Below are 15,612 nucleotides of genomic sequence, written 5' to 3' on the forward strand. Positions count from 1 at the left end.
TGGAAATGATGGTATATTGCCGGATAACAGGGCTTTCATATGACCGTTTGAAAAGTTGGAAATCATTATATTTGATTATAGTAATAGTCTAACCAAATTATTTCGGTTTATGCAACATACATTAGATCAGGTAAAACTCAGTACTACAGAAACCTTGCAGACACTGGTAGAGAACAGAACCTCTTATACCTTAGAGCGCTGTGAATTAAATGTTTTCGAAACTTATACCCAATCTTATAAGGTTCCCCTCACTTTTAACGATTTTGTTATTACGAGTATGCTGAGGGGTAAAAAAGTGATGCATTTGTTTGATAAAGAGGGATTTGATTATTTTCCGGGTCAGACCGTTATTGTTCCTCCATCGGTTACGATGGAGATTGATTTTCCGGAAGCCACTAATCAAAATCCTACGCAATGTATTGCCCTGGCTATTGACCAGGAACAGATCCAAAAAACGATTGCTTATTTAAACGAGTTTTTCCCAAAGGAGGGAAGTAACGAAAAATGGTTGTTGAACTATGATGAATACCATTTTTACAACAATGAAGAAATTGCCTGCCTCATTAATAAAGTCATCCGGATTTGCGCCGAACGTAGCAAGGAAAAAGATGTGCTGGCCGACTTAACCTTAAAAGAATTGCTGGTGCGCATTATGCAGACTCAAAATCTTAAAACCGTCAGCGATGAAGGTTATAACATCAATCAAAATCCATTGGCCTTTGTACTGAACTATATTAAAACTAACCTGAACGAGAAGATCAGCATCAATAGCTTGAGCGATAAGGCCTGTATGAGCAAGGCCACGTTTTACCGCTTGTTTAAACGCGAGCTGGGCATTAGTCCCAACGATTTTATCCTGGCAGAGAAAATTAACAAAGCCAAAATCTTGCTTACTCGGCCTGGTGCAAAAGTGGCTTCGATAAGCTATGAACTCGGTTTTAACGACGCCAATTATTTTATCAGGACATTTAAAAAGATTGTAGGCATCACACCGGGCACTTATCAGGTACAGGTAGCAAAACAGATCATCCACTAATTTTCAAGATACCTTTTAGAATAGGTAATTCCCATTAAATCGTATCGTTTAAACTGCGTTTTTAATCTTTCCTGAAAATCCGGATAATTACGTTTATCTTTTGGACTCCACAAAATTTCGCTCAGGGCATCTAACCTTGGGAAAAGCTGATATTGTACTTTAGCAGGTGTGGTGATGTATTCGGTCCATAAACAGCCCTGCGCACCCCAAATGTATTTTGCCTGTTCGGCATTTAATTCAGTAGGTATGGGTTCATAATTGTAAACATCAATCAGGGGCGAAAACTTATTTGCAGCCAGGCTATCTTCTTTTACGAACTGCCTGTGGTTAAAATACACGGTATTTTCTGGCGTCATGATGGCTTTATGGTTTTGCCTGGCCGCCTCAATGCCTCCTTTCTCTCCCTGCCAGCTCATCACCACCGCATTTGGTGCCAGGCCTCCCTGTAAAATCTCGTTCCAGCCAATAATGGTTTTACCTTTGCTGTTTACAAATTTCCCCATCCTGCGGATAAAATAACTTTGCAGTTCACTCTCGGTTTTTAAGCCGTTGGCTTTCATGATCTGTTGAGAAACAGCTGATTGTTTCCACCATACTTTAGCGGCTTCATCGCCGCCAATGTGGATATAAGGAGAGGGGAATAAATCCATCACCTCTGTTAAAACATTTTCTAAAAACTTAAAGGTAGTGTCAGAAGCCTGCAGTACATTGTTGTATTTGTTCATCATGCCCCAGGTTTCGGCTACGGTGTACTTTTTGTTGGGTTCGGTGCCTAATTCCGGATAGGCTGCCAGTAAAGCCATGCTGTGCGCCGGCATCTCAATTTCCGGGATAATGGTGATGTAACGTTTAGCCGCATAATCTACCACTTCTTTAATCTGTTCCTGGGTATAAAAACCACCATGTCGTATGCCGTCAGTTTTAATTACAGCATCTTTTGGTGTGATTTTAATTTCGTTGGGCAGTACCTGATATTTAATATTTTCGTTGCCTTTTCCTGGCCATAAGCCAATAATACTACCATTGCGCCAGGCACCGATTTCGGTTAGTTTAGGATATTTTTTGATTTCAATCCGCCAGCCATGGTCATCGGTTAAATGCCAGTGGAAATAATTCATTTTATGCAGTGCTAAATAATCAATGTACTGTTTTACAAAGGCAACATCAAAAAAATGACGGCTTACATCAAGGTGCATGCCGCGGTAGGCGAAGCGGGGATAATCAACAATTGAAACCGATTTTATACTTAATTTTTCTACTTTTGAGGTAGGTAAAAGTTGTATTAATGATTGTATACCGTAAAATACCCCGGGTTTTGAGGCGCCGATAATAGAAACTCCATCATCTAAAGTGTTTAGAAAATAAGCATCATCAAATTCACTGACACGTGTATTTAAAATTAAGCTAATGAAATTTTTAGTTGGGGTAACACTTGTTGTGTTTAGCTTCAGATTATAATACTGTTGAATATAATTAATTAGAAAATTAGCTGAACTCAATAATGATGAATCAACTACAACAATTTGCGTTTTTGAATCTATTGTAAATGATTTTTTATTTGCTTCAACTTTAATATAAACTGGTTGCGGAATAATATTCACTTCCTGAGCAATAAGTTTGGAGGAAATAATCGTCAGAAACAAAAAGATAATTTTTTTCATGCTGAAAAGGCTGGGTTAAGCTTTTCAAAAGTAGTGATAATAGGAGGGATGTACAGAATAAGTAGAGGAGAATGGATTATTTTGTTACATAACAGTAATGACGTCATTTCGACTGAAGTGCAACGCAGTCGAGAAATCTGTCTCTATAGATCTCTCCGTTTCGCTGGGCTTCAGTCGAGATGACGTTTCGAGGTAACTTCGTCACTACTAAACGATTTATTAAGAAAATCCCCGAACTCCGTGTTTCCGTCGCTACTATAGGTTGTAGGGTAAAAAATAATCCTTTAAGGTTTTTAAAACCTTGCAGGATGGGGCAAAAAAAAATCCCGATAACCTTTCGCTATCGGGATTAATATATTCAGTTAAAAAGAACTAGCCTTTTTTAGCTTTGCTTTCTTCGCCTTCTAATTGCGATTTCAATTGAGCCAATACGTCTAAGTCTCCTAAAGTAGATTTCTCTACAGAATCTTTAACTTTTTTAACCGCAGTTACAGCAGCTTTAGCTTCTTTTTTCTTAGCATTTCTTTCTTCTGCTACAGCTTCAGCTTTAACCTCTTCCCAGATACGGGCGTGAGATACTACGATACGTTTTGCTTCTTTGTTGAATTCAATGATTTTGAAGTCATTGGTTTCTTCAGCTTTAACTGAAGTACCGTCTTCTTTAACCATGTGTTTAGTTGGTACGAAACCTTCTACACCATAAGGTAAAGCAATAACAGCACCTTTATCAGTCACTTTAACAACAGTACCCTGGTGAACCGAATCTAAAGTGAAGATCGTTTCGAAAGTATCCCAAGGGTTTTCTTCTAATTGTTTGTGACCTAAGCTTAATTTACGGTTATCAACGTCTAATTCTAAAACAACAACGTCTAATACATCACCAACTTTAGTGAATTCGTTAGGGTGGTTTACTTTTTTAGACCATGATAAGTCAGAGATGTGGATTAAACCATCAATACCTTCTTCGATTTCAACAAATACACCGAAGTTAGTCATGTTTTTAACAGTTGCTTTGTGCTTGCTTCCAACAGGGAATTTGGCAGCAACTTCTTGCCATGGATCGTTAGATAATTGTTTAATACCTAAGCTCATTTTGCGCTCGTCTCTGTCTAAAGTTAAAACTTCAGCTTCGATCTCATCACCAACTTTTAAGAACTCTTGTGGGTTTCTTAAGTTTTGTGACCAGCTCATTTCAGAAACGTGGATTAAACCTTCAACACCAGGGATGATTTCTAAGAAAGCACCGTAATCTGCAACAGTTACGATTTTTCCTTTTACTTTAGAACCAACCTGAATGTCAGTGCTTAAATTCTCCCAAGGATGTGGAGTTAATTGTTTTAAGCCTAAAGCGATACGTTTTTTCTCATCATCGAAATCTAAAACAACCACGTTGATTTTTTCATCTAATGATAATACTTCTTTTGGATGCTCTATGCGGCCCCAAGAAATATCGGTAATGTGAAGTAAACCGTCAACGCCACCTAAATCGATGAACACACCGAAATCTGTAATGTTTTTAACAGTACCTTCCAATACCTGACCTTTTTCTAATTTAGAAACGATCTCTACTTTTTGGCTTTCTAAATCGTCTTCAATTAACACTTTATGAGAAACAACTACGTTTTTAAACTCATGGTTAATTTTAACAACTTTAAATTCCATTGTTTTACCCACGTATACATCGTAATCGCGGATAGGTTTAATATCAATTTGAGATCCTGGTAAGAAAGCCTCAACGCCCATGATATCAACAATCAAACCACCTTTAGTACGGCTCTTAACGAAACCGTTGATGATTCTGTCGTTCTCAAGCGCCTCATTGATAGCTTCCCATGATCTTTGGGTTTTTGCTCTTTTGCGGGAAAGGATCAATTGACCGTTAGCATCTTCTGGTGCTTCAACGAAAACGTCAACTGAATCGCCGATTTTTAGATCTGGTGTATCACGGAATTCTGAAGTAGAAACCAAACCGTCTGATTTGAAACCTACGTTTAATACTACATCTTTGTTGTTGATTGAAACAACAATACCGCTGATGATTTCACCTTTAGTGATCTGGTTGAATGTTCCGGCATACATATCTTCAAACTTTTTACGGTCTGCTTCATTGTAATTACCAAAAACTTTTTCATCTGCATCCCAGTCGAAATCTTCGCTTGGTGTTGCTAATGATGATTTGATCGATTCGATCGAAACTGAATCAGCTTCTGATTCAATTGTTTCTTTTTCAGTCAGGCGTCCGCCTTCTCCCTGAAGTTCAGCTGTTTTAGCCGCTAATTCTTTTTCTGCTACTTGTTTTTTAGCCATTAATTAATTGTCTCCTTTTTTCCCTATTTAGGGATTGCAAAGGTAAAAATATTTTAATTAATAGAAAAGATTTTTTTAATAAATCTTGCTGATTTTTAGCTGATTATAATATATCGGTCCGTCATCCTGAATTTATTTCAGGATCTGGGCGAAGAGGCCTATCGCTTTATAGATTGATTTTTTATAATGATTTGAAAATGAGCGTGCCGTATTTTATCGGGGGCAGCAGTCCCGCTATCGCTTATAGTCCTCTCCCGATGAAATCGGGCTCCGGGCTATTCCGCTTTATCGGGTTTATAAACAAGGGACTGTGTACAAATATCTACCAAACATTTCCACGGAAAGCTTATTAAAGTAAAAATAAAAAAAATGTCATTCTGAGTAATAATTATTGTTCAAAAATCAATAATGAATAGACAGATTGATAAAGAATGTTAATGGAATCGAAGTCTCGTCATTTCGACCGCAGTGGATAAATCTTTTAACATAGTTTAAAGATTTATTGTAATTCTAGTTCAAAGATTTCTCCATTTCGCTGCGCTACAGTCGAAATGACGGAGATTTTTTAAATCGGTCATTGATAGCCTTTCGAAGGACATCTATACCTTTAAAAAGATTCTGACCACGAAGTAGCTACAAGGCCATTGAAAATATTATTTCTACTTGTAAAACAAGTTCAGAATGACGATTTGCTGCTATCTTTTCGTAAAAGTTCCCCTGGTAAAACCTTCTCCAATTAATGTTCTTTCATCCCTGATTAAAAGCATAATCGTATTTTGCTGATCGTATAATTTAATCATATCGCCATCAATTACATATTTAGAGGTAAACACAGAATCGGTATAGGCATCGGTAACGGTTACTGAATCTTTTGACTTAAAATTGAAAGTTTTATACTGTATATCTTCATTGCTGGCAAAGGTACCTGTTACCACTTTTGCCTGTATAAAAGTGATATAACAGAAATACCCGATTACCAAAATTACAATTACCGAAAAACCGATCAGAAACTTATTGCCACTGGCATATTTAACCGAAAAGTATAATATGGTAATCAGTATTAGGGCAACCACAGCAAAAAAGATAATGTTCGTATAATCCTTTTTTTCCAGAGGTACAGATGCCGTGATGCCTGTTTTTTCAACTTTTGCCTTTACAGGCGAAATCCTGATCAAAAATTCTTTGCTTACCCATCCTTCGCCATTGGTTACTTTAATTTTATAAAAACTGGTATTAGAAGAATCGATTACGGCAACATTTTCATTTTTAGGCAGGTAACCAATAATTCTACTTTTCGGATCAGCTTGTTGCCTAACCCTCAAATCGTCAACAGTTACACGATACATGTCGGTGTTTGTTGTTTGCGGAGCGGCATCAGGCTGCGCAGCAGTTGTTTGTGGTGTTGTAGGTTTAGCAGCAGGGGCAATTTTTTCAACGAAATCTTTGCTCACCCAACCTTCGCGGTTTTTAAACTTTACTTTGTAAAATTTGGCATCACTGGCATCTAAAACCGTAATTTTTTCATTCTGAGCTATATTTCCAATAATCTTACTTTTAGGATTGCTGCTTTCCCTAACACGCAATTGGTCGGCCTTTACACGATACAAATCTTGTGCGCTTAAACGATTAGCAAAAAAAGAAAGAGCAATGAGGAGGAAGAAAATTCTAGTCATAAGTATAAGTTTCTGCGAACAGTTTAATAAAGTAATCGCAAACACGCTATAAGCAAACACCGTGCTAAGTGTTTCAAAATTAGAAAATACTTTTAATAGCTAGGGATAAGTTTGAAAAAATGATCTTTCTTCAGAAAGCTTCTTTTATGCAGTCTGATGTTTTCTTGGCAATCACATAAGCTAAATTACCAGCTTCCACCAGTGCCACCACCGCTGCTACTGCCACCGCCCCAGCTACTGCTAGAGGAAGATGATGAACTGCTGCCAGATGAAGACGAACCGGATGACGAACCCGATTCAACCAGCATAGCTAGCGTAATCCATTTAATAAACTCTGTTTTTTTACAGAAGCTGCACTCGTTTACGATTTTGGCTTGTCCCTCATGGCTGTAAGTAGCCTTTTTAGTGGTTACCTGTTTGTTGAGCTGGTAGGTCCGGAAATAACAATCAGGGCATTCAGTATAACTATTATAAGCTTCCGCAGGCCATGGCTTGATAAGATGTTCCTGATGATCAACACTTTCCCATATATCATAATCATAGGCTTTTACTATTTCCTCCTGACGCTGGCCTTTTGTTAAAAAAGGCTTACCTTCAATATTAATATCCCTGTCCAAACGCACCATTTCCCGTCCCTTACTATCCAGTACAGCTTTAAACCGATTAATATTCTTTACCCTTTTAAATAAATACAGCAGGATACTGATTAAAATAAAGGGAGAAAAGATGATCAACCAAAAGTTTTTTTTATGGAAGCTACTTATCGAATTAAAAAAGTTTTTATCGTCATTATGGATACTTCGTAACGCTGAAATGTGGAAAAGGTACCTGCCGAAAAGTACAAGTGCCAAAATAACATACAAAATAACCGGAATATTTTCTGGCCTTATTTTTTCAACTAATCTGAAGCCATTAAAAAAGATGAATATAAAAACAGCTACAAAAATAACCATAATAGCAACCGCGCAGCCTTTTCCTATCTTTTCATATTGCTTCCCATCTGATTGAGGTTTATCTTTTAATACCTTTTTTGCCTGCCGGTTCACAATTTTAAATGCACCCCAAAAAAGCAGCAGGATGATCCCGGTAGGTAGTAAGAAGTTTTCAAAATCACTGTTGCTTTTTTTTGGGGTGAACAATTGATTAAGCTCCGATTTGTTTTCAGGATTTAAAATGATTGCTCCAATGGCATTAATGGTATTGGTAATTCCTGTGGCGAAATCATTTTCCCTAAAAGCAGGCAAAAGTCGCTGTTCGGCAATATGTTTGAGCTTTACATCAGGCAGCACACCTTCAGCGCCTGTGCCCGTAATAAACCTGTACTTTCGCCGCGTTTTCGAAATAAATAACAATAAACCATTGTTGCTGGTTTTTGAGCCGATTCCCCAAGTATTGAACAGTTCGTAGGCAAAGTCGAAATCTTCCTGATTATGGTCAAAATCGTTAACCACCACAACCGCCACCTGCACATTAGTTTCACGCTCAAAATCGGCAATGGTATTGTTGAGCTGCGCTACTGCTCCGGCACCCAAAATGTTATCGGGGTCGCTAACATAGCCACTTCCATTTTTTTTCGGATCGGGAATATCTCTTACCTGATAGGCCGTTTGCGCAAAAACAAAATTGCCTAAAAAAAGGAAAATGAAGAGGGCGAGAGGTTTGATTAAATGTTTAGTGAGCATCGTATAAATTTATGGCCTCATCATTTAACAAACAGTTGGCGGTATGGTTTACTCTTTTAAAATTTTTGCCAATACTTTATCCAGTTTTGCTTTATCTTTCATATAAGCCTCCAAATTGTAAAGCTGCACTGTTTTGAATTCTATCGGGTGACTTTCGCTCTGTAATGAAATATAACCTGATGTTAAGGCTTTACCATCTGTTTTAACTTTTGGGTCGAAATTTGAAACATTACCACCACCAATTTGAGGTTTGGTATATTCTAAAACCACTTCGCCATCAATAATGTGCTTGATCACAGAATCGCCTAAAACTAAAAATTCTGCGGTCACCCATTGGTCGCCAGCATAAGTTTTGGATTTAGAATCCAAACAGTGTGGTGTAAATAATTTACCATTATAATTAATCAGCGTTCCGGGGGTACAAACATTGCTGGTGTGGCGTTCATGTTCACCATCTCCACCCAAAATCTGTCCTTCGATAGAGATCGGGAAATCCTGGTCTTTCAACATGGTTGCAGGGTCCTGGCAATGCAACATAGCGCCGCTGTTACGGGTAGCCCAACCTTCGCCACCTTTAGCCTGCTCGCCTACAAAACGATAGGTTACTTTTAAAAGATAGGCTGAAAAAGGCTTTTTATAGAAAATGTGTCCGTATTGCTGGTCAAACTCATTGTAGCCATCATAACTTACTTTCATCACACCGTTCTCTACACGGAAAGTATTCGCATAATTTTCATTGTAGTCGTGTTTGGCAATTTTAATGTTCCAGTCTTTTAAATCTTTTCCGTTAAAGAGGTTGATCCAGCCTTTTTGGGCATTTGCATTTAAAATAAAGAAGGATAGAAATAATGCAGTAAGGTAAATTGATTTTAATTTCATAGCAACATTTGGTTTTGGTGCTAAAAATATAAATTTTTTCCCGAAGTCAATGTTCAATAGCCGGATAGTTCATAATCGATAGCCTGGATTGCACACCGACAAACACCGCTTTATAACACTTCGCAACAGTCGAGATGATCAATATCTGTCAGAATCTGTTAATCGTAATGACTAATTAACCAATGACCATAGTACGAATGACTAATTAACAAATGACCAATGAACCAATGTACCAATAAACTAATGTACCAAAAAAGGATTTACTCTCTCCAGCGCAAAATCCAATTGTTCCTGCTGTGTAAGATCGGTATTATCTAAAATAATGGCATCATCGGCCCTAACCAACGGACTTTCTTTTCGGGTAGTATCGGCATAATCCCTGTGGGCAAGGTTTTCAAAAACTTCTTCTAAAGTCGTTGCGTTATTACCTTTGCTCTCCAGTTCTTTAAACCTGCGTTCGGCCCTGATTTTCGGGTCGGCGGTCATAAAGAATTTTACGGGGGCATTTGGAAAAACGGTGGTGCCGATGTCGCGGCCATCCATTACAATGTTTTTAGATTTCCCCATACGCTGTTGTTGTTTCACCATTTCATGGCGGACAATTTTATGCGCAGAAACCTCACTTACATTTTCTGAAACCGGCATCAAACGGATCTCGTCTGAAACTTCTTCACCGTTAAGGGTGATGTGCGATTCATAATCGCGCGAATGGAAATTGAGTTCGATGTGTTGCAAGGCATCTTCAACCTGGGTATCATTGCTCACATTTATGCTGTTGCGTAAAAAATATAGGGTAACCGCACGATACATGGCCCCGCTGTCTACATAAATGAAACCTAATTTTTTAGCCAGTGCTTTCGCTAATGTACTTTTTCCGCAAGATGAATAGCCGTCAATAGCTATAACCAAGTTTTTCTTCATTCTGCTACAAAGGTAAAAAAAGCCGATGGGTTTGCTAACTTTTTTTAGATCGATATTCTTTGTATTTTTGCCTGATGTTACCTAACAGAGAAGAAATTTTACGATCAGCCATTTTTAAAACATCGCGTAGCGGGGGGAAAGGCGGACAGAACGTAAACAAGGTTTCGAGTAAGGTAGAACTGGTTTTTAATGTAGAAACATTTGCATATTTTACTGATGAGGAAAAAGCACAGCTTAAAATAAAGCTGCAGAACCGCATGGATAGTGAAGGTTTGCTGCATGTTGTTTCGCAAGAGGATAGGAGCCAGTTGCTCAATAAAGAAAAAACCATCATCAAGCTGATCGATCTGCTTAAAAAAGCATTGATGGTTCAAAAAAAAAGAAAACCAACCAAAATCCCAAAAGGTGTTATCGAAAAAAGGTTAAAAAATAAAGCCTCAACAGCGGAGAAAAAGAGAAACAGGAAAGTGATTGATTTGTAATGATTTATGGTTGTGCTGCCACTATCTTTTTAGTTGTTATTTGATTTTACCCATTAAACATCAAAATTTGTTGTATAAGTGGCACCAAAATTGACACTGGTGAGCACACACACAAATAATTAAACCAAATGAAAAGAACTATTTTAGCGCTGGCCTTTATGGCTACACTTGCTGCCTGCAAGAAAAATCCAGAAGAAATTCCAAATCCTGTTCCTGAAGAAAAATTATCACCTGATATTGCCTATACGGTTAAGGGAGCAACCCAAGATGCTCGGCCTTTATATCCACCATCTGCAACCTTCAACTTTTTAGGGTTTGGATATGATGTTACAGATAAGTTTAATGATCTGGCTTCTGTAAGAGGCAATGTAGTCGATATTTCTGCTTATGATGCTGACAGATCATATAACGTTGTTTCTATAAGAGGTACACAATCTTCATGGAGGATTACTCAGGCTCAAAGTGCCGTTGATTTATCAACACAATTTTCTAATTCATATAATGCAACCAAGAGCTTAAAACTCTTTGGAAATACCATTAATCAGGGATTTCCAGGAACGGATGCGACTAATAAAAAATATGTTTACGGGCACTATTCGTATTATATAATCTTGAAGTTATATAAGTTTTATTATGACCAGGGAGTAAATAAATTTTTAACAGCAGATTTTAAGAAAGATATTACTTTGTTACCTGCTAAGGAACTTGTTAGTAAATATGGAACTCATGTTTTAACAAACATAAAAATAGGTTCTAAATTTGACGTTGTTTACCAGGCAGAAGCACCTCAGAACGAGAGAAGGGGGGCGATTGTGATGGAAGGATTACGTTATACATTAAAAAGGACATTTGGCTTGCCTACGGGCTACCTGGATGAGCCTATCCTACGCAATCTAAATGATAATACTTCTGCCCAGATCTACTATAGTTCAACAGGCGGTGACATTAGCAAATTAAAGCCCGAAACCATAAACAACAGAGTTATTGTGAACCTTACCAACTGGGTTGGTTCTACGACAGAGGATAAAGCAACTTTTATAGGTGCTGCTGAAGACGGTTTGACCCCACTATATAACTTTATTGATGATGCAGCTAAAAAAGCTGAAGTAAAAGCTTACCTTGATCAGTACTATGCCGATAAGGTTGTAAAACTGACAAATTAAATAGATACAATAAAGGGACAGTTTAACTGTCCCTTTATTGTATCTAAAGTTATTATTGATCAGGTTCTAATATCAGTTTTCAGTTAGACAATTAACCTAACTCTTCCCAAATCGATAATATAAGCTTAAACCACCATAATTCTGAGCTTTCGCTACACTTTTAACTTCTTTTGTTTTAAAAATTACGTTAAAATCGGCTGTAAATCTTTTTGAACTATAATTTACACCAAACTGTTGTTCAAAAACGAATGGTTTTACACCAAAAGTTACCGGGCTGTTGTTGTTGAAAAGGCCTCCTTGAATGGTTGCATCATAAGCTACGAAATTGAGCTGCGGTTTTACATAAAAGAAAAATTCAGAATTATTTAAGCTTTTGGTTTTAGAATTTCCAATTACTGCATTATGATAAGCACTATTGAACAATTGATTGATTTTGCCGGCTCTGAAAAGTACTGATGTGCCCAAACCCGAAAAAGTGGTGCCTAAATTGGCATAACATTGGGCACTGATATCTGCGATTGGGTCTTCAGGTCTAAAGAGCAATTTACTGTAATTGGCAGCCAGGTTTACGGCCAGTTCATTTTTGATCTGGTAATCCCAACCTGCTGGCGTGTAAAAACCAACCGTTTTATGAAGAAAACGTTGTGCATCCTGTGCAAGTGAGTTGGGGCCAACCGTTCCCAATTCTACACTGGTTTTTAAAACACTTTCGTTTTTGTAGAAAACCGAATAGGCACCACCGGCATACAGGTAACCTGCAAAAGGTCTGTCCTGATCTTCTTTTTTCGGTACCTGACCCCAATATGGGGTATACATTTTTTGACCCGCAGAAATTTCGTAGGTCTTCTTTTCGATCTTATCTGATAACTTTTCGGTGTTAAGTGCTCTTCTAAAATAAATAAATAAGCCGTTGGTATAATAACGATCATTTAAAGTAGCCAGGTAAGCATCATTTTCGGTTTTAAAACCAAATTCGTTTTTAAAAGATTGGGCAAAACCAGTTGATACAGCCAAACAAAAAAATAGTGCAAATAAAAGTGATTTCATAAAAAAGTCCCGATAATTACCGGGACTATAAAAGTATTTATTGTAATTGGATTTTTGATTGTTCTCTGTTAAAAGATTATAAATTAGTTTACAATCGGTGCAATTTTAATACTTAAATCCAAAGGTTTTTTTACCTTGTTTTTAGTCAATGCCAAATCAATTACTTCGCTCATTTCAGTTACATAATGGAATTTTAAATCCTTGATATAACTTTCTTTGATTTCTAAAATATCTTTACGATTGCTCTTGCAAAGAATAATTTCTTTAATGTCGGCTCTTTTGGCGGCCAGGATTTTTTCTTTTATACCACCTACCGGAAGCACTTTTCCGCGAAGAGTAATCTCACCGGTCATGGCTAGATGCTGTTTTACCTTACGTTGGGTAAAGGCCGAGGTTAATGCCGTTAACATGGTTATTCCGGCCGATGGACCATCTTTAGGCGTAGCGCCTGCCGGAACGTGTACATGTACATCCCAATTATCAAATAAAGTATAATCAATGCCAAATTCTGCAGCATGTGCACGTAAATAAGCCAGTGCAATCACCGCCGATTCTTTCATTACATCGCCCAGGTTACCTGTTAAGGTTAATTTTCCTTTCCCCGGACTTAAACTCGATTCGATGAATAAGATATCTCCACCAACACTTGTCCAGGCTAAACCTGTTACAACTCCGGCTACTTCATTGCCTTCGTACAAATCTTTGTCGTAAATAGGAGCACCTAAAATACGCTCCACATCATCATTGTCTAAATTTACGTTGTAGGTTTCTTCCATGGCAATTTTTGTGGCCACGCCACGTACCAGAGAGCCTATTTTTTTCTCTAAACCGCGCACTCCTGATTCTCTGGTGTAATCTTCAATTACTTTTTCGATCAGCGCAGGTTTAATGGAAATATCTTTGGTCTGCAAACCATGATTTTCTTTCTGTTTTGGCAACAGGTATTTTTTGGCAATCTCTATTTTTTCTTCAATGGTATATCCGTTTACTTCAATAATCTCCATACGATCTAACAACGCAGGCTGAATGGTGCTTAAAGAGTTAGCTGTAGCAATAAACAGGATGTTTGATAAGTCATAATCCACTTCTACATAGTGATCGTAAAAGGCATTGTTCTGCTCAGGATCCAAAACTTCCAGCAAAGCTGATGATGGGTCTCCACGGTGATCAGTACCAACCTTATCAATCTCATCCAGCACAAAAACCGGATTATCTGCGCCGGCTTTTTTAATAGAAGAAATGATACGTCCCGGCATGGCACCGATATAAGTTTTGCGGTGGCCGCGGATTTCTGCTTCATCGCGGATACCGCCTAAAGCCATTCGCACATATTTACGGCCTAATGCTTTTGCAATCGATTTTCCGAGTGATGTTTTGCCGACTCCCGGAGGGCCGACCAAACATAAAATAGGCGCTTTCATATTGCGTTTTAGTTTTAGTACAGCCAGGTATTCAATAATACGTTGTTTTACTTTTTCTAAACCGAAATGATCTTTATCTAAAATGCGCTGTGCTCTTTTTAGGTCGAAATTATCTTTTGTAAACTCGTTCCACGGTAAATCCAACAGTAATTCCAGGTAGTTTAACTGTACCGAATAATCTGGCGCAGCAGGATTCATTCTACCTAACTTGTCTATCTCTTTATCAAAATGATCGGCAACGGCCTGGGTCCATTTTTTCTTTTTAGCCCTTTCCTGTAAAGCGTCAAATTCTAAATCGGCAGCATTACCGCCAAGTTCTTCCTGAATGGTTTTTAGCTGTTGATTTAAAAAATAATCACGTTGCTGTTTGTCTAAATCGGTACGTACTTTTGACTGGATCTGATTTCTCAGTTCCAGCATCTGCAATTCCACCATCAAAAGTTCCATTACCTTTTGCGCTCTTTCCTGCAATTTATCCATTTCAAGGATTTTTTGCTTATCGGCCATTTCGGCATTCATGTTTGATGAAATGAAATTGATCAAAAATGAATTGCTCTCAATATTCTTCAGTGCGATGCTGGCTTCACTCGGGATATTTGGCGAAAGCTGGATGATCTGTGCAGACATCTCCCGTATAGAGGCAATTAAGGCTTTAAACTCTTTATCTGCCTTGTGCTTTTGTTCTACAAACTTTTTAACAACCGCTTTAATGTAGGGTTCGTTCTGCACTTCTTCAATCAAACTGAAGCGTTGTTTACCCTGGATAATTACAGTTGTATTTCCATCAGGCATCTGCAATAGCTTAATGATGTTGGCAACGGTACCAACGGTGTTAAGCTGCTCAAAAGTAGGGTCTTCAATAGAAACATCTTTTTGAGAAACCACCCCAATAATCTTATTTCCTTTATAGGCTTCTTTAATCAACTTAATCGATTTGTCCCTTCCTACTGTAATAGGAATAACTACCCCAGGAAATAAAACGGTATTTCGCAAAGGCAATATCGCCAGGGTTTCCGGCGTTTCTTCATTGTTCATTTCATCTTCGTCCTGTTGAGACATTAATGGAAAAAACTCTGTATCCTCATTTATGATTGGCATTGCTGTTTGGAAATCAAATATATCTTGTTTACTCATTATCACATTTTCCGCTAACGACAAACTGGCAGTTTAGTCGTATTTAATTTGTTTAATTTTTGTATTCCCTTCATAAATTCAACTCTTGTGCCAAAATAAAAATAATATTAATGATATGTTAAAAAGGCAGAGTAATATAAATATTTTTGCCCATATCATATAAAGCACTTTTTAGCGTTTAAGCTAATGTTCAGGGCAAGCGGTTT

At 37.8% G+C, this 15,612-nt stretch carries 11 protein-coding genes; 3 read left to right on the forward strand and 8 right to left on the reverse strand.

Annotated elements, in window-relative coordinates; genetic code table 11:
• The first annotated feature begins 109 nt into the window (after positions 1-109).
• Entirely contained in the window at positions 110-1,036 is a 927-nt protein-coding gene (locus ACFE6N_RS03415) for an AraC family transcriptional regulator N-terminal domain-containing protein (RefSeq protein WP_378933880.1), read from the forward strand.
• Here the strand turns inward: ACFE6N_RS03415 and ACFE6N_RS03420 are convergent.
• The 6 genes from ACFE6N_RS03420 to cmk form a co-directional block, all read right to left on the reverse strand.
• A complete protein-coding gene (locus ACFE6N_RS03420; protein ID WP_378933882.1) occupies positions 1,033-2,697 on the reverse strand; it encodes a beta-N-acetylhexosaminidase in 1,665 nt (554 codons plus the stop codon). The two genes, ACFE6N_RS03415 and ACFE6N_RS03420, sit on opposite strands and share 4 nt — an antisense overlap.
• A 372-nt stretch (positions 2,698-3,069) precedes the next feature.
• Positions 3,070-5,004 (reverse strand): 30S ribosomal protein S1, encoded by a 1,935-nt coding sequence (rpsA, locus tag ACFE6N_RS03425; RefSeq protein WP_134204825.1) that lies wholly within the window; start codon positions 5,002-5,004, stop codon positions 3,070-3,072.
• A 695-nt stretch (positions 5,005-5,699) separates the two neighbouring features.
• Positions 5,700-6,677, reverse strand: a complete 978-nt coding sequence (locus tag ACFE6N_RS03430; RefSeq protein ID WP_378933884.1) for an SH3 domain-containing protein — start codon at positions 6,675-6,677, stop codon at positions 5,700-5,702.
• A gap of 185 nt (positions 6,678-6,862) precedes the next feature.
• A complete protein-coding gene (locus ACFE6N_RS03435; RefSeq protein WP_378933886.1) occupies positions 6,863-8,359 on the reverse strand; it encodes a TPM domain-containing protein in 1,497 nt (498 codons plus the stop codon).
• A 48-nt stretch (positions 8,360-8,407) separates the two neighbouring features.
• Positions 8,408-9,238 carry a DUF1080 domain-containing protein gene (locus ACFE6N_RS03440; protein WP_090985269.1) on the reverse strand — a complete coding sequence of 277 codons (831 nt, stop codon included), beginning with the start codon at positions 9,236-9,238 and terminating at the stop codon, positions 8,408-8,410.
• A gap of 240 nt (positions 9,239-9,478) precedes the next feature.
• Positions 9,479-10,159: a (d)CMP kinase gene (gene cmk / locus ACFE6N_RS03445; RefSeq protein WP_378933888.1), complete on the reverse strand. Its 681-nt coding sequence runs from the start codon at positions 10,157-10,159 to the stop codon at positions 9,479-9,481.
• Between the two features lie 74 nt (positions 10,160-10,233).
• On the opposite strand from cmk, the gene arfB reads away from it, so the two are divergent.
• Positions 10,234-10,641, forward strand: a complete 408-nt coding sequence (gene arfB, locus ACFE6N_RS03450; RefSeq protein ID WP_378933890.1) for an alternative ribosome rescue aminoacyl-tRNA hydrolase ArfB — start codon at positions 10,234-10,236, stop codon at positions 10,639-10,641.
• A gap of 128 nt (positions 10,642-10,769) precedes the next feature.
• Positions 10,770-11,804 (forward strand): MAC/perforin domain-containing protein, encoded by a 1,035-nt coding sequence (locus ACFE6N_RS03455; protein ID WP_378933892.1) that lies wholly within the window; start codon positions 10,770-10,772, stop codon positions 11,802-11,804.
• Positions 11,805-11,900: 96 nt separating this feature from the next.
• Here the strand turns inward: ACFE6N_RS03455 and ACFE6N_RS03460 are convergent, their stop codons facing one another.
• Together ACFE6N_RS03460 and lon are read right to left on the reverse strand one after the other, a co-directional pair.
• Complete coding sequence (locus ACFE6N_RS03460) at positions 11,901-12,851, reverse strand: lipid A deacylase LpxR family protein (protein ID WP_378933894.1); 951 nt, start codon at positions 12,849-12,851, stop codon at positions 11,901-11,903.
• Between the two features lie 83 nt (positions 12,852-12,934).
• Entirely contained in the window at positions 12,935-15,406 is a 2,472-nt protein-coding gene (lon, locus tag ACFE6N_RS03465; protein ID WP_090985260.1) for an endopeptidase La, read from the reverse strand.
• Between the last annotated feature and the right edge of the window lie 206 nt (positions 15,407-15,612).

Source organism: Pedobacter sp. BG31 (assembly GCF_042464845.1).
GTDB lineage: Bacteria > Bacteroidota > Bacteroidia > Sphingobacteriales > Sphingobacteriaceae > Pedobacter > Pedobacter suwonensis.